Origin of the sequence: Streptococcus mitis, from assembly GCF_000960005.1 — a bacterium.
In the GTDB taxonomy this organism is placed as follows: domain Bacteria; phylum Bacillota; class Bacilli; order Lactobacillales; family Streptococcaceae; genus Streptococcus; species Streptococcus mitis_CK.
Genome location: NZ_JYGP01000003.1, coordinates 101,481 through 125,972 on the forward strand (window position 1 = coordinate 101,481; position 24,492 = coordinate 125,972).

At 41.1% G+C, this 24,492-nt stretch carries 27 protein-coding genes; 23 read left to right on the plus strand and 4 right to left on the minus strand.

Features of this window, described 5'->3' with window-relative positions; all coding sequences use genetic code 11:
• Positions 1–15: 15 nt before the first annotated feature.
• The 9 genes from glnA to dnaJ all read left to right on the plus strand — a co-directional run bounded on the left by glnA (position 16) and on the right by dnaJ (position 8,820).
• Complete coding sequence (gene glnA / locus TZ90_RS09220; RefSeq protein ID WP_004255939.1) at positions 16–1,362, plus strand: type I glutamate--ammonia ligase; 1,347 nt, start codon at positions 16–18, stop codon at positions 1,360–1,362.
• A 113-nt stretch (positions 1,363–1,475) separates the two neighbouring features.
• The gene (locus tag TZ90_RS09225; RefSeq protein ID WP_045612791.1) at positions 1,476–1,796 is read left to right on the plus strand and encodes a PadR family transcriptional regulator; all 321 of its coding nucleotides are present in this window, start codon (positions 1,476–1,478) and stop codon (positions 1,794–1,796) included.
• Positions 1,796–2,371, plus strand: coding sequence for a DUF2812 domain-containing protein (locus tag TZ90_RS09230; protein ID WP_043901516.1), 576 nt, complete (start codon positions 1,796–1,798; stop codon positions 2,369–2,371). Before TZ90_RS09225 ends, TZ90_RS09230 begins: the two co-directional genes overlap by 1 nt.
• 34 nt (positions 2,372–2,405) lie before the next feature.
• On the plus strand, positions 2,406–2,918 hold the full coding sequence (locus tag TZ90_RS09235; RefSeq protein ID WP_045612848.1) for a DUF2812 domain-containing protein: 513 nt from the start codon (positions 2,406–2,408) through the stop codon (positions 2,916–2,918).
• A 160-nt stretch (positions 2,919–3,078) separates the two neighbouring features.
• On the plus strand, positions 3,079–4,113 hold the full coding sequence (hrcA, locus tag TZ90_RS09240; RefSeq protein ID WP_033684765.1) for a heat-inducible transcriptional repressor HrcA: 1,035 nt from the start codon (positions 3,079–3,081) through the stop codon (positions 4,111–4,113).
• Between the two features lie 26 nt (positions 4,114–4,139).
• Entirely contained in the window at positions 4,140–4,664 is a 525-nt protein-coding gene (gene grpE / locus TZ90_RS09245; RefSeq protein ID WP_045612792.1) for a nucleotide exchange factor GrpE, read from the plus strand.
• A gap of 253 nt (positions 4,665–4,917) precedes the next feature.
• Positions 4,918–6,741, plus strand: a complete 1,824-nt coding sequence (gene dnaK, locus TZ90_RS09250) for a molecular chaperone DnaK (protein ID WP_000034667.1) — start codon at positions 4,918–4,920, stop codon at positions 6,739–6,741.
• A 111-nt stretch (positions 6,742–6,852) separates the two neighbouring features.
• Positions 6,853–7,485: a DJ-1/PfpI family protein gene (locus tag TZ90_RS09255; protein ID WP_045612793.1), complete on the plus strand. Its 633-nt coding sequence runs from the start codon at positions 6,853–6,855 to the stop codon at positions 7,483–7,485.
• Positions 7,486–7,683: 198 nt separating this feature from the next.
• Positions 7,684–8,820: a molecular chaperone DnaJ gene (gene dnaJ, locus TZ90_RS09260; protein ID WP_045612794.1), complete on the plus strand. Its 1,137-nt coding sequence runs from the start codon at positions 7,684–7,686 to the stop codon at positions 8,818–8,820.
• Positions 8,821–8,897: 77 nt separating this feature from the next.
• On the opposite strand, the gene TZ90_RS09265 is transcribed toward dnaJ, so the two are convergent.
• The 3 genes from TZ90_RS09265 to TZ90_RS09275 all read right to left on the minus strand — a co-directional run bounded on the left by TZ90_RS09265 (position 8,898) and on the right by TZ90_RS09275 (position 10,325).
• Entirely contained in the window at positions 8,898–9,551 is a 654-nt protein-coding gene (locus TZ90_RS09265) for a hypothetical protein (RefSeq protein WP_033687346.1), read from the minus strand.
• Between the two features lie 66 nt (positions 9,552–9,617).
• Entirely contained in the window at positions 9,618–9,905 is a 288-nt protein-coding gene (locus TZ90_RS09270) for a hypothetical protein (RefSeq protein WP_045612795.1), read from the minus strand.
• A gap of 9 nt (positions 9,906–9,914) precedes the next feature.
• Positions 9,915–10,325: an HIT family protein gene (locus TZ90_RS09275; RefSeq protein WP_045612796.1), complete on the minus strand. Its 411-nt coding sequence runs from the start codon at positions 10,323–10,325 to the stop codon at positions 9,915–9,917.
• A 67-nt stretch (positions 10,326–10,392) separates the two neighbouring features.
• On the opposite strand from TZ90_RS09275, the gene TZ90_RS09280 reads away from it, so the two are divergent.
• Entirely contained in the window at positions 10,393–11,124 is a 732-nt protein-coding gene (locus TZ90_RS09280; RefSeq protein WP_045612797.1) for an ABC transporter ATP-binding protein, read from the plus strand.
• Positions 11,121–12,170 carry an ABC transporter permease gene (locus TZ90_RS09285; protein ID WP_045612798.1) on the plus strand — a complete coding sequence of 350 codons (1,050 nt, stop codon included), beginning with the start codon at positions 11,121–11,123 and terminating at the stop codon, positions 12,168–12,170. The genes TZ90_RS09280 and TZ90_RS09285 overlap by 4 nt, the downstream gene beginning before the upstream one ends.
• A gap of 62 nt (positions 12,171–12,232) precedes the next feature.
• Here the strand turns inward: TZ90_RS09285 and TZ90_RS09290 are convergent, their stop codons facing one another.
• Positions 12,233–12,562, minus strand: a complete 330-nt coding sequence (locus TZ90_RS09290) for a hypothetical protein (RefSeq protein ID WP_045612799.1) — start codon at positions 12,560–12,562, stop codon at positions 12,233–12,235.
• A 295-nt stretch (positions 12,563–12,857) separates the two neighbouring features.
• On the opposite strand from TZ90_RS09290, the gene TZ90_RS09295 reads away from it, so the two are divergent.
• The 12 genes from TZ90_RS09295 (at position 12,858) to infB (ending at position 24,389) form a co-directional block, all read left to right on the plus strand.
• The gene (locus TZ90_RS09295) at positions 12,858–13,595 is read left to right on the plus strand and encodes a response regulator transcription factor (RefSeq protein WP_045612800.1); all 738 of its coding nucleotides are present in this window, start codon (positions 12,858–12,860) and stop codon (positions 13,593–13,595) included.
• A gap of 13 nt (positions 13,596–13,608) precedes the next feature.
• Positions 13,609–14,958 (plus strand): sensor histidine kinase, encoded by a 1,350-nt coding sequence (locus TZ90_RS09300; protein WP_045612801.1) that lies wholly within the window; start codon positions 13,609–13,611, stop codon positions 14,956–14,958.
• Between the two features lie 1,288 nt (positions 14,959–16,246).
• On the plus strand, positions 16,247–16,651 hold the full coding sequence (locus TZ90_RS09320) for a hypothetical protein (RefSeq protein ID WP_045612804.1): 405 nt from the start codon (positions 16,247–16,249) through the stop codon (positions 16,649–16,651).
• Positions 16,652–16,709: 58 nt separating this feature from the next.
• A complete protein-coding gene (gene blpZ, locus TZ90_RS09325; RefSeq protein ID WP_000278084.1) occupies positions 16,710–16,958 on the plus strand; it encodes an immunity protein BlpZ in 249 nt (82 codons plus the stop codon).
• Positions 16,959–16,988: 30 nt separating this feature from the next.
• Positions 16,989–17,600: a CPBP family intramembrane glutamic endopeptidase gene (locus tag TZ90_RS09330; RefSeq protein WP_045612805.1), complete on the plus strand. Its 612-nt coding sequence runs from the start codon at positions 16,989–16,991 to the stop codon at positions 17,598–17,600.
• A gap of 161 nt (positions 17,601–17,761) precedes the next feature.
• Positions 17,762–18,556 carry a cell cycle regulator CcrZ gene (gene ccrZ / locus TZ90_RS09335; RefSeq protein ID WP_045612806.1) on the plus strand — a complete coding sequence of 265 codons (795 nt, stop codon included), beginning with the start codon at positions 17,762–17,764 and terminating at the stop codon, positions 18,554–18,556.
• A complete protein-coding gene (gene trmB, locus TZ90_RS09340) occupies positions 18,553–19,188 on the plus strand; it encodes a tRNA (guanosine(46)-N7)-methyltransferase TrmB (protein WP_001266094.1) in 636 nt (211 codons plus the stop codon). Before ccrZ ends, trmB begins: the two co-directional genes overlap by 4 nt.
• Positions 19,189–19,313: 125 nt before the next feature.
• Complete coding sequence (gene rimP, locus TZ90_RS09345; RefSeq protein ID WP_001808691.1) at positions 19,314–19,793, plus strand: ribosome maturation factor RimP; 480 nt, start codon at positions 19,314–19,316, stop codon at positions 19,791–19,793.
• A gap of 43 nt (positions 19,794–19,836) precedes the next feature.
• Positions 19,837–20,973 carry a transcription termination factor NusA gene (gene nusA, locus TZ90_RS09350; protein WP_000032285.1) on the plus strand — a complete coding sequence of 379 codons (1,137 nt, stop codon included), beginning with the start codon at positions 19,837–19,839 and terminating at the stop codon, positions 20,971–20,973.
• A gap of 21 nt (positions 20,974–20,994) precedes the next feature.
• Entirely contained in the window at positions 20,995–21,288 is a 294-nt protein-coding gene (gene rnpM, locus TZ90_RS09355; RefSeq protein WP_000857557.1) for an RNase P modulator RnpM, read from the plus strand.
• Complete coding sequence (locus tag TZ90_RS09360; protein WP_001041390.1) at positions 21,281–21,580, plus strand: YlxQ-related RNA-binding protein; 300 nt, start codon at positions 21,281–21,283, stop codon at positions 21,578–21,580. Before rnpM ends, TZ90_RS09360 begins: the two co-directional genes overlap by 8 nt.
• A gap of 16 nt (positions 21,581–21,596) precedes the next feature.
• Positions 21,597–24,389 carry a translation initiation factor IF-2 gene (infB, locus tag TZ90_RS09365; RefSeq protein WP_045612807.1) on the plus strand — a complete coding sequence of 931 codons (2,793 nt, stop codon included), beginning with the start codon at positions 21,597–21,599 and terminating at the stop codon, positions 24,387–24,389.
• The last annotated feature ends 103 nt before the right edge of the window (positions 24,390–24,492 follow it).

The window sequence follows — 24,492 nt, forward strand, 5'->3', positions numbered from 1 at the left end:
TTAAGGAGAAAACTCATGCCAATCACAGCTGCAGATATTCGTCGTGAAGTCAAGGAAAAAAATGTTACCTTTATTCGTCTCATGTTCTCAGATATTTTGGGAACCATGAAAAACGTCGAAATTCCTGCTACAGATGAACAGTTAGATAAAGTCTTGTCAAATAAGGCTATGTTTGATGGATCTTCTATTGAAGGTTTTGTACGTATCAATGAGTCAGATATGTACTTGTACCCTGACTTGGATACATGGACAGTCTTTCCTTGGGGAGATGAAAATGGAAGTGTTGCAGGTTTGATCTGTGATGTCTATACAACAGAAGGTGAGCCATTTGCAGGTGACCCTCGTGGCAATTTGAAACGTGCTCTTCGTCACATGGAAGAAGTGGGATTCAAATCCTTTAACCTTGGACCAGAGCCAGAATTCTTCCTATTTAAGTTGGATGAAAATGGAGACCCAACACTTGAAGTGAATGACAAGGGTGGCTACTTTGATTTGGCGCCTACTGACCTTGCTGACAATACACGTCGTGAGATTGTCAATGTCTTAACCAAAATGGGATTTGAAGTAGAAGCCAGTCACCACGAAGTTGCTGTTGGACAACACGAGATTGACTTTAAGTACGATGAAGTTCTCCGTGCTTGTGATAAGATTCAAATCTTTAAACTTGTTGTTAAAACCATTGCTCGCAAACATGGGCTTTACGCAACCTTTATGGCGAAACCAAAATTTGGTATTGCCGGATCAGGTATGCACTGTAATATGTCCTTGTTTGATGAAGAAGGAAACAATGCCTTCTTTGATCCAAATGATCCAAAAGGAATGCAGTTGTCAGAAACGGCCTACCATTTCCTTGGTGGTTTGATCAAACATGCTTACAACTATACTGCCATCATGAACCCAACGGTTAACTCATACAAACGTTTGGTTCCAGGTTATGAAGCGCCTGTTTACATTGCTTGGGCTGGTCGTAACCGTTCGCCACTTGTGCGCGTGCCTGCTTCGCGTGGTATGGGAACTCGTCTTGAGTTGCGTTCAGTGGATCCAATGGCAAACCCATACATCGCTATGGCTGTTCTTTTGGAAGTTGGTTTGCATGGTATTGAAAACAAAATCGAAGCACCAGCTCCTATCGAAGAAAATATCTACATCATGACAGCAGAAGAGCGCAAGGAAGCTGGTATTACAGACCTTCCATCAACTCTTCACAACGCTTTGAAAGCTCTGACTGAAGATGAAGTTGTCAGAGCGGCTCTTGGAGAACATATCTATACTAGTTTCCTTGAAGCTAAACGAATCGAATGGGCAAGTTATGCAACCTTCGTTTCACAATGGGAAATTGATAATTATTTAGACCTTTACTAATATAGAAGAAAGATTGCCTGTGGGTGATCTTTTTTCTTGCGTTTTATATCGAGGTGTGATATATTTTATATAACGAAGTGCGATATATCGAACTGGATAGGAGGTGGCTACAAATGGAATTAACGGATAAGATTCGTCGAGTTTATCTTCCCATGACGGAAACGGGTTTTTATATCTTGTTCTGTCTGCAAAAGGAAGGTCATGGTTATAGTATTACGCAAAAGGTCAAGGAGATGACAGATTCGCAAGTTTCGATTAGTCCTGGAACTATGTATGGAACCTTGTCAAAAATGGAAAAGGATGGTTTGATTTTCTTTGTCCGAGAAGAGGAAAAACGGAAAATCTATCAGATTACAGACTTGGGACGAAAAGTCTTAGATATTGAATTGAAGCGTATTGAACGCCTCTACAGAAATAGTCGGGAGGAAGGATGATGGAAAAGAAAATTGTTTATCGAATTTTTACAATTGCGGATTATGAGAGGGAGGCTCTATACTTTAGAGAAATGCATGCTAAGGGCTGGAAACTTAGAAAAGTAAGCTATTCTATCTTATTGTTTGCAGTTAAGTATACCTTTGAAAAGTGTCACCCTGAGCAAGTGTCTTATCAGTTGGATTTTTACCCAATGGAAAAATCAGAGAGAGCCTCCTATTTACAACTGTTTAAAGACTGTGGCTGGGAGCATATTACAGACTTTAATAGTTTTTCCTATTTTAGAAAAGCACATTCTGAAATTGAATCGAATGCAGAATTTGAAATCTATAATGACGCTGCTGGGAAGTTAGCTATGGTTAATCGCATTTTAAGACTGCGATTAGTACCTGTTTTACTTTTGCTAGCCATACATATACCATTCTTACTTAAGTTGCTCAATAAAAGTAATGCGTATGGTCTATGGAGTTTACTTGCGGTCGGGCTAGATATTTTCTTGTCTTTAATCCTTTTGTTAATAGTTGCCTATATTAGCTGGAAGTTATGGCATAAAAAGAAGGAATTATCAGATTTATGATAGGGTAGGTATGCTCAAAATTGGAGGGGAAGTCATGATAAATAAAAAGCAATTTCGGATTTTCACCATTGTTGATTTGGACAAGAAGGAAGAATATTTGCATGAGATGCACTTGAAAGGTTGGAGGTATAGAACGAGTCGTTTTGGTTTTTTCTATTTTGACCAATGTCAACCAGACGATGTTATCTACTGTATCTATGATTCTAGATTTCTTAAAAAATATAAGCATGAACTGCAAGATTTTAGAAATAGAGGTTGGGAATTGATAGGAGCAGGTTCTTGTTGGATTCTTCGTAAATCGGCTTCTGATTTACTTCCAGAGGATCAAGTTTATATGAGTAAGGGTCTCGGATGGGAAGTTATGCGATATAGACTTCGTTCATGTACAGCTACTTTCTTAGGAGGTTTTGTTGTTTGTATGAGTTTGTTTCGAGAAGAACTGTCTCAATCTTTCTTTGTCATTTTTGCTCTATATGCTTTTATGATTTCTTATCTAATCTATGGTTTTTTCAGACTTAAAAGGAAATATCAAGTAGATGAACAGTAAGTTTCTAGGTCTTTAGACTGATTTTTAGCACTCTTGACAAAAGAGTGCTAATTTTTTGAGTTTTTGCCTTGACATTCTCTTTTAAGGGTGTATAATAGAATCATAAGTTAGCACTTGAGTGTATCGAGTGCTAATCGATCAGACAGAGAGGAGTGATGAGATGGTTACAGAGCGTCAGCAGGATATTTTAAATCTGATTATTGACATCTTTACCAAAACGCACGAACCTGTCGGATCCAAAGCCTTGCAAGAGTCTATTAACTCTAGCAGTGCAACTATTCGTAATGATATGGCGGCTTTAGAAAAGCAAGGCTTGCTTGAGAAGGCTCATACTTCAAGTGGTCGGATGCCAAGTGTTGCTGGTTTTCAGTACTATGTGAAACACTCACTGGATTTTGACCGACTGGCTGAAAATGAGGTATATGAGATTGTCAAAGCCTTTGATCAGGAATTCTTCAAGCTAGAGGATATTCTGCAAGAAGCTGCTAATCTACTGACAGACCTGAGTGCCTGTACGGTAGTAGCACTGGATGTTGAGCCAAGCAGGCAACGTTTGACAGCCTTTGATATCGTTGTTTTGGGGCAACATACAGCCTTGGCAGTATTCACCCTAGACGAATCTCGAACGGTTACCAGTCAGTTTCTGATTCCAAGGAACTTTTTGCAGGAGGATTTGCTGAAACTGAAGAGCATCATTCAGGAACGTTTCCTCGGCCACACCGTTCTAGATATTCACTACAAGATTCGGACGGAGATTCCGCAGATTATCCAGCGTTACTTTACAACAACGGATAATGTGATTGACCTCTTTGAACATATCTTTAAGGAAATGTTCAACGAAAACATTGTGGTGGCGGGCAAGGTCAATCTCTTGAATTTTGCCAATCTAGCAGCCTATCAGTTCTTTGACCAACCTCAAAAGGTGGCTCTGGAGATTCGTGAGGGGTTGCGTGAGGATCAGATGCAAAATGTCCGTGTTGCGGACAGTCAAGAGTCCTGTCTAGCAGACCTAGCGGTGATTAGTAGCAAGTTCCTCATTCCTTATCGGGGAGTTGGAATTCTAGCCATTATCGGTCCAGTCAATCTGGATTACCAACAGCTAATCAACCAAGTCAATGTGGTCAACCGTGTTTTGACCATGAAGTTGACAGATTTTTACCGCTACCTCAGCAGTAATCATTACGAAGTACATTAAGATTGAAATCATTAAAGGAGGCGAAAATGGCCCAAGATATAAAAAATGAAGAAGTAGAAGAAATCCAAGAAGAGGAAGTTGTGGAAACGATAGAAGAAACAACTCCTGAGAAGTCTGAATTGGACTTGGCAAATGAACGTGCAGATGAGTACGAAAACAAATACCTTCGCGCTCATGCAGAAATGCAAAATATCCAACGCCGTGCCAATGAAGAACGTCAAAACTTGCAACGTTATCGTAGCCAGGACTTGGCAAAAGCAATCTTACCATCACTCGATAATCTTGAGCGTGCACTCGCAGTTGAAGGATTGACAGACGATGTCAAAAAAGGATTGGAGATGGTGCAAGAAAGCTTGATTCACGCTTTGAAAGAAGAAGGAATCGAAGAAATCGCAGCTGACGGTGAATTTGACCATAACTACCATATGGCCATCCAAACTCTCCCAGCAGACGATGACCACCCAGCAGATACCATCGCCCAAGTCTTCCAGAAAGGCTACAAACTCCATGACCGCATCCTACGCCCAGCAATGGTAGTGGTCTATAACTAGTTTAGAAAACTTGACAAAATTTGTCCGAAACGACACTAAACTATGAAGAAAGATAAAATATGTTTGGCTTTGCAATAGTGAGCGAAGCGAACCAAAGACGATACTCTTCGCCGTGGCGCTATTTGCGCAAACTTTGAGACCTTAGACTCAAAGTTTAGTCAAAGAGATTGACGAAGTTAAGCTCTGACGGCGCCGCCACTTAAGAAGAGTATCAAAAAGAAAAATAGAATATAAAATTTAAGGAGAAAAACACATGTCTAAAATTATCGGTATTGACTTAGGTACAACAAACTCAGCAGTTGCAGTTCTTGAAGGAACTGAAAGCAAAATCATCGCAAACCCAGAAGGAAACCGCACAACTCCATCTGTAGTCTCATTCAAAAACGGAGAAATCATCGTTGGTGATGCTGCAAAACGTCAAGCAGTAACAAATCCAGATACAGTCATCTCTATCAAATCTAAAATGGGAACTTCTGAAAAAGTTTCTGCAAATGGAAAAGAATACACTCCGCAAGAAATCTCAGCTATGATTCTTCAATACTTGAAAGGCTACGCTGAAGATTACCTTGGTGAAAAAGTTACTAAAGCAGTTATCACAGTTCCAGCTTACTTCAACGATGCTCAACGTCAAGCAACTAAAGACGCTGGTAAAATCGCTGGTCTTGAAGTAGAACGTATCGTCAACGAACCAACTGCAGCAGCCCTTGCTTACGGTTTGGACAAGACTGATAAAGAAGAAAAAATCTTGGTATTCGACCTTGGTGGTGGTACATTCGACGTATCTATCCTTGAATTGGGTGACGGTGTCTTCGACGTATTGTCAACTGCAGGGGACAACAAACTTGGTGGTGACGACTTTGACCAAAAAATCATTGACCACTTGGTGGCAGAATTCAAGAAAGAAAACGGTATTGACTTGTCTACTGACAAGATGGCAATGCAACGTTTGAAAGATGCAGCTGAAAAAGCGAAGAAAGACCTTTCTGGTGTGACTTCAACTCAAATCAGCTTGCCATTTATCACTGCTGGTGAAGCTGGACCTCTTCACTTGGAAATGACTTTGACTCGTGCTAAATTTGACGATTTGACTCGTGACCTTGTAGAACGTACAAAAGTTCCAGTTCGTCAAGCACTTTCAGATGCAGGTTTGAGCTTGTCAGAAATCGACGAAGTTATCCTTGTTGGTGGTTCAACTCGTATCCCTGCCGTTGTTGAAGCTGTTAAAGCTGAAACTGGTAAAGAACCAAACAAATCAGTAAACCCTGACGAAGTAGTTGCTATGGGTGCGGCTATCCAAGGTGGTGTCATTACTGGTGATGTCAAAGACGTTGTTCTTCTTGACGTAACACCATTGTCACTTGGTATCGAAACAATGGGTGGTGTCTTCACAAAACTCATCGACCGCAACACAACAATTCCAACATCTAAATCACAAGTCTTCTCAACTGCAGCAGACAACCAACCAGCCGTTGATATCCACGTTCTTCAAGGTGAACGCCCAATGGCAGCAGATAACAAGACTCTTGGACGCTTCCAATTGACAGATATCCCAGCTGCACCTCGTGGAATTCCTCAAATCGAAGTAACATTTGACATCGACAAGAACGGTATCGTGTCTGTTAAGGCCAAAGACCTTGGAACTCAAAAAGAACAAACTATTGTGATCCAATCGAACTCAGGTTTGACTGACGAAGAAATCGACCGTATGATGAAAGATGCAGAAGCTAACGCTGAAGCAGATAAGAAACGTAAAGAAGAAGTAGACCTTCGTAACGAAGTAGACCAAGCGATCTTTGCGACTGAAAAGACAATCAAGGAAACTGAAGGCAAAGGATTCGACGCAGAACGTGACGCTGCCCAAGCTGCCCTTGATGACCTTAAGAAAGCTCAAGAAGACAACAACTTGGACGAAATGAAAGCAAAACTTGAAGCATTGAACGAAAAAGCTCAAGGCCTTGCTGTTAAACTCTACGAACAAGCCGCAGCAGCCCAACAAGCTCAAGCAGGAGCAGAAGGCGCACAAGCAACAGGAAACGCAGGCGATGACGTCGTAGACGGAGAGTTTACGGAGAAATAAAATAGTCCAGTGGACTATTTTATCCCGAGCTTGAAAATCAGGCGAGTATAAGAAGAAATCCAGAGGTTGCAACCCAGCCTCTGTTTTTCGGTAAAATAGAGGATGTTGCGTATGAAAAAAGTACTTTGTGTCATTTATCCTAATTTTTCTCTTTATGAGATAACCACTTTAACAAGTACTTTAGCTCTGTCTTTTGATATCACGATTGATTATGTAGCTTCTGAGAATTCGATGGTGGTCTCTGAGGATGGTTTGCCCTGTCAACCGACGAAAACATTGAATCAAATCCGTATAGAAGATTATTCTTGTGTGATTTTGCCAGGAATGGTAAATATAGGTCCTGCTCTACAAGATGAGAAATTGATCTCGTTTTTGAGAAGTCTTAATGAGCAAGATATCCTAATTGCAGCCATTTCTTCAGCGCCCCTTTTATTGGCGAAAGCAGGCTTGTTGAACGACACGAAATTTACAGGTGGAATTTGGCAAAACTTCTTTGACTATTTTGAATTTCTTCCACGTGAGAATTTCCAACCCAAACTGGTTGTGCAAGATAAAAATATCATTACGGCTATTGGCTTTGCACATCAAGAGTTTGCAAGAAAAGTGATTCTTAGTCTAGGTTTGGTAGAAAATACTGACAACTATTTTAAAGAACAGAACGAATATTCAGAAGAGGATTTGATATTTACTCTATCAGATGAAGAGTTTAATCAAGTGAAGCAGAGTATAGAAAACAGCCTCTAAAGATTTACATGAAAATTATAGAAAGGAACAAAGGTGTTCAGGGAATTGAACACGGGTTTCCAAATTTCTTACTCAATATAACAGAAAGGAATTGAACCCGACCTAAATTCTCGGAAAAAAGATAAATCTGCCTAGGAGCATTGCTCCAGCGTCAGATTTCCTATTTTTCAGTCGAATTTTACGGTCTTGGTATCTTGTATGAACAATACTGAATTTTATGATCGTCTGGGGGTGTCAAAAAACGCTTCGGCAGACGAAATCAAAAAGGCTTATCGTAAGCTTTCGAAAAAATATCACCCAGATATCAACAAGGAGCCTGGTGCTGAGGAAAAGTACAAGGAAGTTCAAGAAGCCTATGAGACTTTGAGTGACGACCAAAAACGGGCTGCATATGATCAATATGGTTCTGCTGGAGCCAACGGTGGTTTTGGTGGAGCTGGTGGTTTTGGCGGTTTCGATGGAGCAGGAGGCTTCGGTGGTTTTGAAGATATCTTCTCAAGTTTCTTCGGCGGAGGCGGTGCTTCACGCAATCCAAATGCTCCTCGTCAGGGGGATGACCTCCAGTATCGTGTGAATTTGACCTTTGAAGAAGCTATTTTTGGAGCTGAAAAAGAGGTTAAGTACAATCGTGAAGCAAGCTGTAGTACATGTAATGGCTCAGGTGCTAAGCCAGGAACAAGTCCAGTCACTTGTGGACGCTGTCATGGCGCTGGTGTTATTAACGTCGATACGCAGACTCCGCTTGGTATGATGCGTCGCCAAGTAACCTGTGATGTCTGTCATGGTCGCGGAAAAGAAATCAAAGATCCATGTACAACTTGTCACGGAACAGGTCATGAAAAACAAGCCCATAGTGTACATGTGAAAATCCCTGCTGGTGTGGAAACCGGTCAACAAATTCGCCTAGCCGGTCAGGGTGAAGCAGGCTTTAACGGTGGACCTTACGGTGATTTGTATGTAGTGGTTTCTGTGGAAGCCAGCGACAAGTTTGAACGTGAAGGAACGACTATCTTCTACAATCTCAACCTCAACTTTGTCCAAGCAGCTCTTGGTGACACAGTTGATATCCCAACTGTTCATGGTGATGTTGAATTGGTTATCCCAGAGGGAACTCAGACTGGTAAGAAATTCCGACTACGTGGCAAGGGAGCTCCGAGCCTTCGTGGTGGTGCAGTTGGTGATCAATATGTTACCGTTAATGTCGTAACACCGACAGGCTTGAACGACCGCCAAAAAGCAGCCTTGAAAGAATTCGCAGCTGCAGGCGATTTGAAAGTCAATCCAAAGAAAAAGGGCTTCTTTGACCATATTAAAGATGCCTTTGAAGGAGAATAAAGCAAAAAGAGCCGTTGGGCTCTTTTTGTCTTATCTTTGAAAATTTAGCGTCGAAAAATCATTTTCCAGTTAGCCTATTATTTATACTTTTGCTTGAGTAAGCCAGCTGCATCCATATCTTGGATGAGTTGCTTGATTTCCGCTTCTTTACCAGGCTTGATGGTAACGGTATCAATGTGTTTGATTGCTGAGTTATCCTGAATATCCACCAAAGTCAAGGCTTTTTCATAGAAAGCAATTCCCTTTTTTAGACTTTCCTGATCCCATAAGGTTAGAATTGTGTAAGAATAATTTGATTTCTTTCCGTTTTCTCGAAAATACTTTTCTCCTTCCTCCTCTAAAAATCGCAATAAACCATGATTGAATAAGTTGTCTTCTACTGAATGGTAGGAAATATCTCCTGTGTTTAGGACATAGACTTCAAGTTGATTTTTGGTGAGTTTTGGACTTTCTTTTAGGACAGGGTGAGTATTGATGACCTCATCTGAGAAAGTAACATAAAAATGTAAACCTCCGCCCTCGAATTCATAGTGTCCATCTGATTCTACTTTTTTAGGAGGGAGATCAAGGGAAACAAAGATTTGTTTGAGGGTGTTATTTCCCTTGTGAATGTCAATCGGTGAGGCTCTGAAAGCAAAAAACAGTACTAGAAATGCTAGGACCGCAAGAAGGCTAAGGCAACCACAAGGGATTAGGATGATCTGTGCCAGAATTTTAAAAAACTGTTTCATTTTCTTTCCTCTTTTTGTTTGGACCTGACAACCTAAAATGGATTTAAGGAAAGTTGATGGCTCTTTTTACTTATCTTCGATTTCCTGTGTTTCTTTGATCACAGCTAGTCTAGTCTGGATATCTTTTTCCAAGACCTTAAACTTGTAAGTCAGGTCTTCTTGATATTCCTTGATGAGTTCTTTTTGCTGGTCGATGATTTGCAGGCTGTTTTGGATAATATCCACATCGTCCTTGATAGTTTGAACGCGGTCAGTAGTGCTCAAGACTTCATCTGTGATGGCTTGGCGATTTTTTGTGACCAGGTAACTTCCGGCTGCAGCTCCTACAAATAGCAGTAGATTGGATAATTTCATAGCAACTCCTTAGGCGTTTTTGATGGTTTCAGCGACTTGAGCAAGTTTGTCAAAGTCAGGTTCGTGGGCGATAAAATCAATCTTGAGGTCATCGTCCGCACTGTAGCGAGGCACGAGGTGAACGTGGGTATGAAAGACGGTTTGCCCAGCGACTTCTTCACAGTTAGCAATGATATTCATACCAGCAGCCTTGGTAGCTTTCATGACTTTTTGAGCTACTTTTGGTACTTGGGCAAAGAGTTGGCTGGCGCTAGTAGCGTCCATTTCCAAGAGATTGCGATAGTGTTCTTTTGGCACGACCAAGGTGTGTCCTGGTGTCAATTGAGAGATATCAAGAAAGGCAAGAACCTGCTCATCTTCATATACTTTTGAAGCAGGAATTTCCCCTGCGATGATTTTACAAAAAATGCAATCTGACATAAAATCTACCTCTACTGTATTGAATTTTGATATAATATAGCTACATTATACCAGATTTGGAGAAAATATGTTAGAAATTAAAAACCTGACAGGTGGCTATGTTCATGTCCCTGTCTTGAAAGATGTGTCCTTTACTGTTGAAAGTGGGCAGTTGGTTGGTTTGATTGGTCTCAATGGTGCTGGGAAATCGACGACTATTAATGAAATTATCGGTCTGTTGACACCTTATAGCGGTTCTATCAATATCAATGGACTTACTCTTCAAGAAGATGCGACTAGCTACCGCAAGCAAATTGGCTACATTCCTGAGACACCTAGCTTGTATGAGGAATTGACCCTCAGAGAGCATATCGAAACGGTTGCTATGGCTTATGGTATTGAGCAGAAAGTGGCTTTTGACCGAGTAGAGTCCTTGTTAAAAATGTTTCGTCTGGACCAGAAATTAGATTGGTTCCCTGTTCATTTTTCAAAAGGGATGAAGCAGAAAGTCATGATTATTTGTGCTTTTGTGGTGGATCCGAGTCTTTTTATCGTGGATGAGCCTTTCCTTGGTCTCGATCCGTTGGCGATTGCGGACTTGATTCAGCTTTTGGAAGTGGAAAAGCAAAAGGGCAAGTCCATTCTCATGAGTACTCACGTATTAGATTCGGCGGAGAAGATGTGTGATGCTTTTGTCATTCTTCACAAAGGGGAAGTGCGTGCTAAGGGAAATCTCCTGCAACTGCGCGAAGCCTTTAACATGCCTGAGGCTAGTTTGAATGATATTTACTTGGCTCTGACCAAAGAGGAGGAGCTATGAAAGACTTGTTTCTAAAGAGAAAGCAGGCTTTTCGTAAGGAGTGTGTCGGTTATCTGCGCTATGTTCTCAATGACCACTTTGTCTTGTTCCTGCTTGTCTTGCTGGGGTTTTTAGCTTACCAGTACAGTCAACTCTTACAAGATTTTCCTGAAAATCATTGGCCTATCCTTTTGTTTGTAGGAATTACGTCTGTTTTACTTTTGCTTTGGGGAGGCATTGCCACCTATATGGAGGCTCCAGACAAGCTCTTTCTCTTGGTCGGAGAAGAGGAAATCAAGCTCCATCTTAAGCGTCAAACTGGCATTTCCCTAGTCTTTTGGCTCTTTGTTCAGACCCTCTTCTTGCTGTTATTTGCGCCTTTATTTTTGGCAATGGGTTATGGTTTGCCACTTTTTCTGGTCTATGTGCTTTTATTGGGGGTAGGAAAATATTTCCTCTTTCGTCAAAAGGCCAGCAAATTTTTCACGGAAACTGGACTGGACTGGGACTATGTCATTTCCCAAGAAAGCAAGCGTAAGCAAGTCTTGCTTCGTTTCTTTGCCCTCTTTACTCAGGTCAAGGGAATTTCAAACAGCGTCAAGCGTCGTGCCTATCTGGACTTTATCTTAAAGGCTGTTCAGAAGGTTCCTGGGAAGATTTGGCAAAATCTCTATCTGCGTTCTTATTTGCGAAATGGAGACCTCTTTGCCCTCAGTCTCCGTCTGCTCTTGCTTTCCATACTGGCACAGGTCTTTATTGAGCAAGCTTGGATTGCGACAGCAGTGGTAGTTCTCTTTAACTACCTCTTGCTCTTCCAGTTGCTGGCCCTCTATCATGCCTTTGACTACCAGTATTTGACCCGACTCTTTCCACTGGACAAGGGGCAAAAGGAAAAAGGCTTGCAGGCAGTGGTCAGAGGATTGACTAGTTTGGTCTTAGTAGTGGAATTAGTTGTCGGGTTGATTACCTTTCAAGAAAAACTGGCCCTTCTAGCCTTGCTGGGAGCTGGTTTGGTTTTACAAGTCTTGTATTTGCCTTATCAGGTCAAACGTCAGATGCAGGACTAACATTGCCTGTATGACACTAAAAAAGAAGTTGAGTTCAGTTTGTCTCAGCTTCTTTTTAGTTACTATAGGATAATGGTTGGTCCGTAGAGACTCAACTTGGTCTTGACCTGGTCAAAGTGGAAGCGGTCATAGGCCCGCCAAGCGGCACGAGTAGGAGCATCTGGATCGAGAGCGCTGAGTCCCATGAGAAGACTGGAAGTCTGGTAAAATTTTTCCAGTTCAATCAAGACTCGATTATTCACTGTTTCAGCCTTGGCTAGAAAGCCAAGAATAGAGTTTAATTGCTCCTGAAAGCGGACATCGTCAGCGCTTGCCTGTTTGCATGCTTGATAGGCTTTGTTTAAATCCGTAATTAAAGTCTGAGCTCTTTTGATGGGGTCTGTATCTGTCATGAGAATTCCTCCTCTAATCTGGGTGCTAGTCTTGTTTCTAGCAACTGTGTTTTGATATTGTCAGTTTATCACTTTTATCTCCTTTTTCACCATCAAATCTTTAATTGCCCTTGAAATTTCCTGAATGGTACTGTTAAGATTTTATGATAAAATAGTGGTAAGATTATCATGCTTATTTGAGGAACAAGATACCCTTCAGGAGCGTTAAAGGCCTGTTTAGGATTTGGTGGACTTGTATCATAGTATTTTTGCTATTCTCTTTTTAGGAAGAAATCGAAACAAGGAGAGTAAGAAGATGAGAATATTTGTTTTAGAAGATGATTTTTCCCAACAGACTAGGATTGAAACGACGATTGAGAAACTCTTGAAGGAGCATCATATCACTCCGAGTTCTTTTGAAGTCTTTGGTAAGCCAGATCAACTGCTGGCAGAGGTGCATGAGAAGGGGGCCCATCAGCTATTCTTTTTGGATATTGAGATTCGAAATGAGGAGATGAAGGGGCTGGAAGTGGCTAGAAAGATTCGGGATCGAGATCCTTATGCTCTGATTGTCTTTGTGACGACTCACTCGGAGTTTATGCCCCTGTCCTTTCGCTACCAAGTGTCTGCTTTGGACTACATTGATAAGGCCTTGTCAGCAGAGGAGTTTGAATCTCGTATCGAGACAGCCCTTCTCTATGCCAATAGTCAAGACAGTAAAAGTCTAGCTGAAGATTGCTTTTACTTTAAATCAAAATTTGCCCAATTCCAGTATCCTTTTAAAGAGGTTTATTACCTTGAAACATCGCCCAGAGCTCATCGTGTTATTCTCTATACCAAGACAGACAGACTGGAATTTACAGCCAGTTTAGAGGAGGTTTTCAAGCAGGAGCCTCGTCTCTTGCAGTGTCACCGCTCTTTTCTCATCAATCCTGCCAATGTGGTGCGTTTGGATAAGAAAGAAAAACTCCTTTTCTTTCCCAATGGTGGAAACTGTATGATCGCGCGTTATAAGGTCAGGGAAGTGTCTGAGGCTATTAATAACTTGCACTAGGTGAGGAGAATTTATGTATATTTTTTGGATGATATTGTATTCACTAGCTATTATTGGGCTAGAAATTATCATGTTCTTTAAGGTAGATGGAATTAGTCTCACTTTCGATAGAATTTTTAAGGCCTTTCTTCTAAAATTTCTTCTAGCAGCAATTGTTACAACTTTTAATTATTTAGTCTTGACTGACTATCTGTCATACTTTATAGAACCCTTGTTCGGCCTCAGCTTGTCTTTCTTATTGTTAAGAGGGCTTTCTAAAAGACTCCTTTTCTTTTATGGTCTCTTTCCAATTGTATTGATGGATATCTTTTACAGAAGTCTCTCCTATTTTGTGTTTCCGTTTTTTGGGAAAGGGATTGTAGATGGAGATGGAAATCTTGTCTTTTTGTTGATTATGATATTCGTTTGCTCCATAGTATTAGTCTTTTTGAAATGGTTGGACTATGATTTCACTAGCTTGAGAAGGGAGAGTATAGATAAAGATTTTCAAAAATCCCTGACTACGATTAACTGGATAATGGGGGCTTACTTTCTAGCCATGGAAACTTTGTCTTTCTTTGAATATGAACAAGTTATCCAATCAAAGACTGTTCGCCATTTTATTCTAGTGTTTTACCTACTCTTTTTTATGGGGATTGTCAAGAAGCTAGATACCTATTTGAAGGACAAACTTCATGAGAGATTGGACCAAGAGAAGGCCTTGCGCTACAGAGATATGGAACGCTATAGTCGGCATATAGAGGAACTTTACAAGGAAGTGCGGAGTTTTCGCCATGACTACACCAACCTCTTGACTAGTTTACGTCTGGGCATTGAAGAGGAGGACATGGAGCAGATAAAAGAGGTCTACGACTCGGTCTTAAAGGATCCTAGTGAAAAATTGCAGGATAATAAATATGACCTTGGTCGATTGGTGAATATTCGGGACCGTGCCCTCAAAAGTCTTCTGGCAGGGAAATTTTTAAAAGCTAGGAATAAGAAGATTATCTTTAATATCGAAGTTCCAGAGGAGATTCAGGTCGAGGGGATGAGCCTGCTTGATTTTCTAACCATTGTGTCTATCCTTTGTGACAATGCTATTGAAGCTAGTGTAGAGGCCAGTCAACCTCATGTTTCAATTGCCTTTTTAAAGAATGGAGCACAGGAGACCTTTATCATAGAAAACTCCATCAAAGAAGAGGGCATCGATATTTCTGAGATCTTCTCCTTTGGAGCCAGTTCTAAAGGGGAGGAGAGGGGAGTTGGTCTCTATACCGTCATGAAAATTGTAGAAAGCCATCCTAATACCAGTCTAAATACCACCTGTCAAAATCAAATCTTTCGTCAGGTTTTAACGATTCACTCGATGTCAGTTGATGATTAGAAGATTTGTGGAAAGAAGTACTGCCTAAAGTCATCAATTAAAATACTATAGTATGCGAGGTATCATAAATGAATAAGAAATCCTATTTTATCATCTGTTCTACGTTGATCATAGCATCGAATCTTCTCATGATTTCCGTGGTGAACAAAGGAGAAGAAACAGGGAGCAACCTGTTTGTGATTGCTATAGCCTGTGTTATGTTACCATCATTTTTGTATGCGGTTGAGAACCGAATGACTTCTTTAATTAGGACAGGGTCAGTAGCTCTACTCTTATTGACAGTATTGTCCTTAGTCCGTCTTGTCAACAGAATAGGGAGTACGCCTGAAATCCTAAACATTATCATTACCCTTCTAGCTTTGGCAAGTGGGACAGCTGCTATCCTTGTTGCGATTATGAGAATATATGAGAACATACGGAAGTGAGGGTGAGTAGTTCTCTATTTTGTATTTTCAAATTGTCAAGTTTCCCCAGGGCAAGTATGTTTTTCATGCTTGCTTTTTTTAATTTTTTACAATTCAAGATGTTTTGATGACCATTTATGATTTGGATGGAAAATTTTAAAAAATAGTAGTATACTAACCTTATTAAGGTTGTAATAGGACGAAAGTAAAAAGAGGTATTCCTCGTGAATGCAAAAACAATGTTACAATTGGCTATTATGGTTGCTTAAAGGTTTGAGCTTGTATGTAGAGGAGCTGTACTTGGAGGTAATTATGGATTTCAAAAGTTTTCTTATTGCTTTTGTTGTTGGTATGTTTGTTTCTTTTATTAGTTCTGTAATTAGGGAAAAATTTTTAAAATCTCCAAAGAAGAATAAAGATAGATCTAATTAGATAAAAAGATTTTTTATCGCTAGTTTAATCTACAGGGGAGTTTCTTTAATATTGTTTCGCCTGTTAAAATGATATGTGATAGCAGGATAAAAAATCTACAAATTAAGTTGGTATCAATATGGTGTAAATGGCAAGTATGTTTTTCATGCTTGCTTTTTTAATTTTTTACAATTCAAGATGTTTTGATGACCATTTATGATTTGAGTGATCCAAGGTCAAAATGAGTGCTATACTAGCAGTGTAAAGGTTCTAGCTCAACTAAGATAAAGCATACATTTAGGAGAAAATCTTATGAAGAAAAAAATACTGATCATTTTCGTTCTGTATCTGATTATGTCTATCCTTCTTTATCCGCTTAGGGAGAGTATTTGGTATCATCTATTTTATACCATAGCCTATATGATTGCGGTTATAATCTATCTTGCTTTAACTAAAAAGAAAGGAGCAAAGAAATGAAAACTTTTCTTGCTAAAAAACGGAACATCTTCCTTGCGAGATTGTTCTTAGGTCAGTTGCCTTTACTTGTCTCTACTTATCTATTTCTATCTCGTCAGTTTTTAAATTTTTCCTTGGTTTTCCAATTTCTTTTAGTGGTTCTTAACTTGGCTTCTATTTTGGTTACTGTTTACCTCACTAGGGAGATGAGGATAAGAGAGTTTGAAGATGATGATTTGGTTAGTCCTAGAACCAATCAACTCATGTTCATCGGCTTGACAGGTTTTATGTCTATTATTTGTTTGTATAGAGGTGTCACAGCAGGAGAATTCTATCAACAATTAATAGCCTATATTGGCGCTATTCTCTGCTTGCTTATCATGCTTCTGCTCATTTGGGGCTTGAAGTATTATAAAAAGTAGGGGAAGAGATTTCTTCTTAATATTGGACTAGTCTAGAGTCTGACAAGGGGAGGTCATCATGTATAAACGCTTATTTTTCCTATATTCCAAAACCTTAGACTGGTTGACACCCTATATTCTAGTCTTGGCTTCTGACACCATTGCCTTTAACGTTTTTGTGCTAACCTTTGTATCTGCGGTGGTCTTTAATTCCCTAAATTCCATGCTAGCTTTAATGGCTATATTCTTAGGGGGTGGTTATGTGGTCGGATTTTGGTTACTCAAATGGTTTGTTTTGGAAAGGTTAGAGCTTAAGGATGACGTGTAGGGAAGTCTGTTTGGTGAGGAGGATAGTTTTATGGCCATTTTTAATAAGTGTCATGCCTTTTGTTTTGGATTTTTAGTACTAATAATTGTAATCACAGTTCCTTATACGATTAACCATGGGGATTTTTTTCAAAATGAGCCTGCACTTATTATTGTAAGTCTTCTTGTAACCTTGGTGAGTGTTGCTTATGCTAGACAGTTTGAAATGATTTCTTTTGGGATGTTAAGCAAGAAACAACTTTTGCTTTTCATTGAAATCTTTCTTCTAAGTCTGCTTGAGACGCTAGTTTATATTCATTTCTTCGCTGTTTCTTCTGGCGCAGGAGTTCAACACTTGGCGGAAGTCAGCAGAGGAATTTCTCTGTCTTTGATTTTGACTTCCTCAGTTTTTGGTCCCATCCAGGAGGAACTCATTTTCAGAGGACTTCTTCAAGGTGCCGTTTTTGACAATTCTTGGTTAGGGCTTGTGCTAACTTCCTCTCTCTTTTCTTTCATGCATGGACCTTCTAATGTCCCTTCGTTTATTTTTTATCTACTTGGGGGCTTGTTACTGGGCTTTGCTTATAAAAAGAGCCAAAACCTATGGGTTTCTACTCTAGTTCACATGTTTTACAATGCTTGGCCACTCTTATATTATTTATAAAAATCATGAAAAGGTAAGCAGAAGACGGTGCTTGCCTTTTTCTTTCTATAATGATACCCAAGCCAATCCAGAGGCTTTTCTTTGAGAATCGGGTGTGGAGCGGTTGACGAATAGGCCAAAAACTAGTAGAATAGTAAGGAAACTTTATACGGAGGAAAGAAATGGATTTGGGTGATAATGAGCTAACACTGACTCCCATACCTGGGAAAAGTGGCAAAGCTTATATGGGTAGCTATCCTGATGGGAAGCGTATCTTTGTAAAAATGAACACCTCTCCAATCCTACCTGGTCTAGCTAGAGAACAAATTGCTCCACAATTATTATGGAGTCGCCGTTTGGCAGATGGACGTGATATGTGTGCTCAAGAATGGTTGACAGGCAAAATATTGACCCCCTATGATATGAATCGTAAACAAATCGTCAATATTTTGACCCGCCTTCATTGCTCACGCCCGTTGATGACACAGTTGAGTCGTTTGGGATATGCCATGGAAACACCTGTAGATTTACTACAGTCTTGGCAGGAAACGGCTCCAGATGCTTTGCGTAAAAATCATTTTATCAGTGAAGTGATGGCTGATTTACGTCAGACTATTCCAGGATTTAGAGAGGACCATGCGACCATTGTCCATGGAGATGTACGACATAGTAATTGGATTGAGACAGATAGCGGCTTGATTTATTTGGTAGATTGGGATTCGGTTCGTTTGACCGACCGCATGTTTGATGTGGCCCATATGCTCTGCCATTATATTCCAGAACATCAGTGGAAGGAATGGTTGACCTACTACGGTTACAAGTACAATCAGACGGTATTAACTAAATTGTATTGGTACGGTCAATTGTCTTATTTGAGCCAGATTTCCAAGTATTATATGAACCAAGATTTAGAAAATGTCAATCGGGAGATTCATGGCTTGCGTCACTTCCGAGACAAGTATGGAAAGAGAAGATGAGAGTTAGAAATCGTAAAGGGGCGACAGAATTACTAGAGGCAAATCCCCAGTATGTGGTCCTTAATCCCTTAGAAGCAAAGGGAAAATGGCGGGACTTGTTTGGCAATGATAATCCCATTCATGTGGAAGTTGGAAGTGGAAAGGGTGCCTTTGTTTCAGGTATGGCCAAGCAAAACCCTGACATCAACTATATCGGGATTGATATTCAAAAGTCTGTTTTGAGCTACGCTTTGGACAAGGTGCTTGAAGTTGGAGTACCGAATATCAAGCTTTTATGGGTAGATGGTTCTGACTTGACTGACTACTTTGAAGACGGTGAGATTGATCGCTTGTATCTGAACTTTTCAGATCCTTGGCCTAAAAAACGCCATGAAAAGCGTCGTTTGACCTACAAGACCTTCTTGGATACCTTCAAACGTATCTTGCCTGAAAATGGAGAAATTCATTTCAAAACGGATAACCGTGGCTTGTTTGAGTACAGTTTAGTGAGCTTTTCTCAGTATGGCATGAAGCTCAATGGTGTCTGGCTTGATTTACATGCCAGTGATTTTGAAGGCAATGTCATGACTGAATATGAGCAAAAATTCTCCAACAAGGGGCAAGTTATCTACCGAGTTGAGGCAGAATTTTAAGAAATATCCTGAAATCAGGCTGTATAAGTGCTTTTGCTTTACATAAGTTGGCAAACGTGCTATACTAAGAGTAAGAATATGAAAAGTGAGGCGGGGAAATATCTTCGCCTCTTGCTTATGAGGAGGTGGACGCAATCGCAACAATCGTAGAATTAGTCAGAGAAGTTGTAGAACCTGTCATAGAAGCGCCTTTCGAACTCGTGGATATCGAGTATGGAAAGATTGGCAGTGACATGATTCTCAGTATTTTTGTAGATAAACCTGAAGGAATTACCTTGAACGACACGGCAGACTTGACAGAAATTATAAGTCCTGTCCTAGACACCATCAAGCCAGATCCCTTCCCAGAACAATATTTCCTAGAAATCACCAGTCCAGGCTTGGAACGTCCTTTAAAAACCAAGGATGCCGTTGCTGGAGCGGTTGGGAAATACATCCATGTCGGGCTCTACCAAGCCATCGATAAGCAAAAGGTCTTTGAAGGAACCTTGTTAGCCTTTGAAGAGGACGAGTTGACCATGGAATATATGGACAAGACGCGTAAGAAAACCGTCCAAATTCCATACAGTTTAGTATCAAAAGCACGTTTAGCAGTTAAATTATAGAAAAAGAAAGGATAGCTTTTGAGGATTCAAAAGTGAAGAAAACATGAGTAAAGAAATGCTAGAGGCCTTCCGCATTTTGGAAGAAGACAAGGGAATCAAAAAAGAAGACATCATCGACGCAGTAGTAGAGTCGCTTCGTTCCGCTTATCGCAGACGCTATGGTCAATCAGACAGCGTAGCTATTGATTTCAACGAAAAAACAGGTGACTTTACCGTTTATACTGTCCGTGAAGTTGTTGATGAAGTATTTGATAGCCGTTTGGAAATCAGCTTGAAAGATGCTCTTGCCATTAATTCAGCCTATGAGCTTGGAGACAAAATCAAGTTTGAAGAAGCACCTGCTGAGTTTGGTCGTGTAGCAGCCCAATCTGCCAAACAAACCATCATGGAAAAAATGCGCAAGCAAACACGTGCCATCACTTACAATACTTACAAAGAGCATGAACAAGAAATCATGTCTGGTACAGTAGAACGCTTTGACAACCGCTTTATCTATGTCAACCTAGGCAGCATCGAAGCCCAATTGTCAAAACAAGACCAAATTCCTGGAGAAGTCTTTGCTTCTCATGATCGTATCGAAGTATATGTTTACAAGGTTGAAGACAACCCTCGTGGTGTCAACGTCTTTGTTAGCCGTAGCCATCCCGAAATGATCAAACGTTTGATGGAGCAAGAAATTCCAGAAGTTTATGATGGAACTGTTGAAATCATGAGCGTGGCCCGTGAAGCTGGTGACCGTACTAAGGTTGCAGTTCGTAGCCATAATCCAAACGTGGACGCTATCGGTACAATCGTTGGACGCGGTGGAGCGAATATCAAGAAGATTACTAGTAAGTTCCACCCAGCTCGCTACGATGCTAAGAGCGACCGTATGGTCCCAATCGAAGAAAACATCGATGTTATCGAATGGGTAGCTGATCCAGCTGAATTTATCTACAATGCCATCGCTCCTGCTGAGGTTGATCAAGTTATCTTTGATGAAAACGACAGCAAACGTGCCTTGGTGGTTGTTCCTGATAACAAGCTTTCTCTTGCCATCGGTCGTCGTGGGCAAAACGTTCGCTTGGCAGCTCACTTGACTGGTTACCGTATCGATATCAAGTCTGCTAGCGAATTTGAAGCCATGGAAGAAGCTGGTTCGGTAGATTTGGAAGCAGAAAACGATACTGTAGAAGAATAAAAGCTGCTAGAGGAGGGAAAGATGAAAACGAGAAAAATCCCTTTGCGCAAGTCTGTTGTGTCCAACGAAGTGATTGATAAGCGTGATTTGCTCCGTATTGTTAAGAACAAGGAAGGACAAGTCTTTATCGATCCGACAGGCAAGGCCAATGGCCGTGGCGCTTATATCAAGCTAGACAATGCAGAAGCCTTAGAGGCTAAAAAGAAGAAGGTCTTTAACCGTAGCTTTGACATGGAAGTGGAAGAAAGCTTTTATGACGAGTTGATCGCTTATGTGGATCACAAAGTAAAAAGAAGAGAGTTAGGACTTGAATAAGCAAAAGATAAGCAATCTCTTGGGACTTGCTCAGAGAGCAGGGCGGATTATATCGGGTGAAGAATTGGTGGTCAAGGCCATTCAAGATGGCAAGGCCAAGTTGGTCTTTCTAGCCCATGATGCTGGACCCAATCTGACCAAGAAGATTCAAGATAAAAGTCATTATTATCAAGTAGAAATTGTAACCGTGTTTTCAACACTGGAATTAAGCATAGCAGTCGGGAAATCGAGAAAGGTTTTGGCTGTAACAGATGCTGGATTTACAAAGAAAATGAGGTCTCTTATGGAATAGAAGAGGAGGACATGATTTGTCTAAGAAAAGATTGTACGAAATCGCAAAAGAACTTGGAAAAGAAAGTAAAGAAGTTGTAGCGCGTGCAAAAGAGTTGGGCTTGGATGTGAAAAGCCACTCATCAAGTGTGGAAGAAGCTGTCGCTGCAAAAATCGCTGCCAGCTTTAAGCCTGCAGCTGCTCCAAAAGTAGAAGCAAAACCTGCAGCACCAAAAGCAAGTGCAGAAAAGAAAGCCGAAAAATCTGAACCAGCTAAACCAGCTGTAGCTAAGGAAGAGGCAAAACCGGCTGAGCCAGTCGCTCCGAAGGCAGAAAAAGTAGCAGCTAAACCGCAAAGCCGTAATTTTAAGGCTGAGCGTGAAGCCCGTGCCAAAGAGCAGGCAGAACGACGCAAGCAAAACAAGGGCAATAACCGTGACCAACAACAAAACGGAAACCGTCAGAAAAACGACGGTCGCAATGGTGGAAAACAAGGTCAAGGCAACCGCGACAATCGTCGCTTTAACGACCAAGCTAAGAAACAGCAAGGTCAGCAAAATCGTGGAAATGAGCGTCGTCAACAAGAGGACAAACGTCCACATCAAGCGGCTCCACGTGTTGACTTTAAAGCCCGTGCAGCAGCCCTAAAAGCAGAGCAAAATGCAGAGTACGCACGTTCAAGTGAGGAACGTTTCAAGCAGACTCAGGCTGCCAAAGAAGCCTTGGCCCAAGCTAACAAACGCAAGGAGCCAGAGGAAATCTTTGAAGAAGTGGCTAAGTTAGCTGAACAAGCGCAACAAGTTCAAGCAGTGGTTGAACCAGCTCCTGTAGCTAAAGAAGCGCCAGTGGATACACGTCGTAAAAAACAAGCTCGACCAGACAAAGAACGTGATGATTATGATCACGAAGAAGATGGTCCTAGAAAACAACAAAAGAATCGAAGTAGTCAAAATCAAGTGAGAAATCAAAAGAATAGTAACTGGAATAACAACAAAAAGAACAAAAAAGGCAATAACAAGAACAACCGCAATCAGACTCCAAAACCTGTTACGGAGCGTAAATTCCATGAATTGCCAACAGAATTTGAATATACAGATGGTATGACTGTTGCGGAAATCGCAAAACGTATCAAACGTGAACCAGCTGAAATCGTTAAGAAACTCTTTATGATGGGTGTCATGGCCACACAAAACCAATCCTTGGATGGGGAAACAATTGAACTCCTCATGGTGGATTATGGTATTGAAGCCAAACAAAAAGTTGAAGTGGATAATGCCGACATCGAACGTTTCTTTGTCGAAGATGGTTATCTCAATGAAGATGAATTAGTTGAGCGTCCACCAGTTGTAACTATCATGGGACACGTTGACCACGGTAAAACAACACTCCTAGATACCCTTCGTAACTCTCGTGTTGCGACAGGTGAAGCAGGTGGTATCACTCAGCATATTGGTGCCTACCAAATCGTGGAAAATGGCAAGAAGATTACCTTCCTTGATACACCAGGACACGCGGCCTTTACATCTATGCGTGCACGTGGTGCTTCTGTTACCGATATTACTATCTTGGTCGTAGCAGCAGATGACGGGGTTATGCCTCAGACTATCGAAGCCATTAACCACTCAAAAGCGGCCAACGTTCCAATCATCGTAGCCATTAACAAGATTGATAAACCAGGTGCCAACCCAGAACGCGTTATTGGTGAATTGGCAGAGCATGGAGTTATGTCAACTGCTTGGGGTGGAGATTCTGAATTTGTTGAAATTTCGGCTAAATTCAACCAAAACATCGAAGAATTGTTGGAAACAGTCCTTCTTGTGGCTGAAATCCAAGAACTTAAGGCAGACCCAACAGTTCGTGCGATTGGTACAGTTATCGAAGCTCGCTTGGATAAAGGAAAAGGTGCGGTAGCAACCCTTCTTGTTCAACAAGGTACCTTGAATGTTCAAGACCCAATCGTTGTCGGAAATACCTTCGGTCGTGTCCGTGCTATGACCAACGACCTTGGTCGTCGTGTTAAGGTAGCAGGTCCATCAACACCAGTTTCAATCACAGGTTTGAACGAAGCGCCAATGGCAGGTGACCACTTTGCTGTCTACGAAGATGAAAAATCTGCGCGTGCAGCTGGTGAAGAGCGTGCCAAACGTGCCCTCATGAAACAACGTCAAGCTACCCAACGTGTCAGCCTTGAAAACCTCTTTGATACCCTTAAAGCTGGTGAACTCAAGTCTGTTAACGTTATCATCAAGGCCGATGTACAAGGTTCTGTTGAAGCCCTTTCTGCCTCACTTCAAAAGATTGACGTGGAAGGTGTCAAAGTGACCATCGTCCACTCAGCGGTCGGTGCCATCAACGAATCAGACGTGACCCTTGCCGAAGCTTCAAATGCCTTTATCGTTGGTTTCAACGTACGTCCTACACCACAAGCTCGTCAACAAGCAGAAGCTGACGATGTGGAAATCCGTCTCCACAGCATTATCTACAAGGTTATCGAAGAGATGGAAGAAGCTATGAAAGGGATGCTTGATCCAGAATTCGAAGAAAAAGTTATCGGTGAAGCAGTTATTCGTGAAACCTTCAAGGTGTCTAAAGTGGGAACTATCGGTGGATTCATGGTTATCAACGGTAAGGTTACCCGTGACTCTAAAGTTCGTGTTATCCGTGACGGTGTCGTTATCTATGACGGCGAACTCGCAAGCTTGAAACACTACAAAGACGACGTCAAAGAAGTTACAAACGGCCGTGAAGGTGGATTGATGATTGACGGCTACAATGATATCAAGATGGATGATGTGATTGAGGCCTATGTCATGGAAGAAATCAAACGATAATAGAGAAACGATAGCCGATTTGACTCGTCGTCAACAGCGCCTTGATGAACCTCAGTTCTATCTAAGGCTTGTTTCCTAGATTCAAATGGCTCTAGTTCCTCTA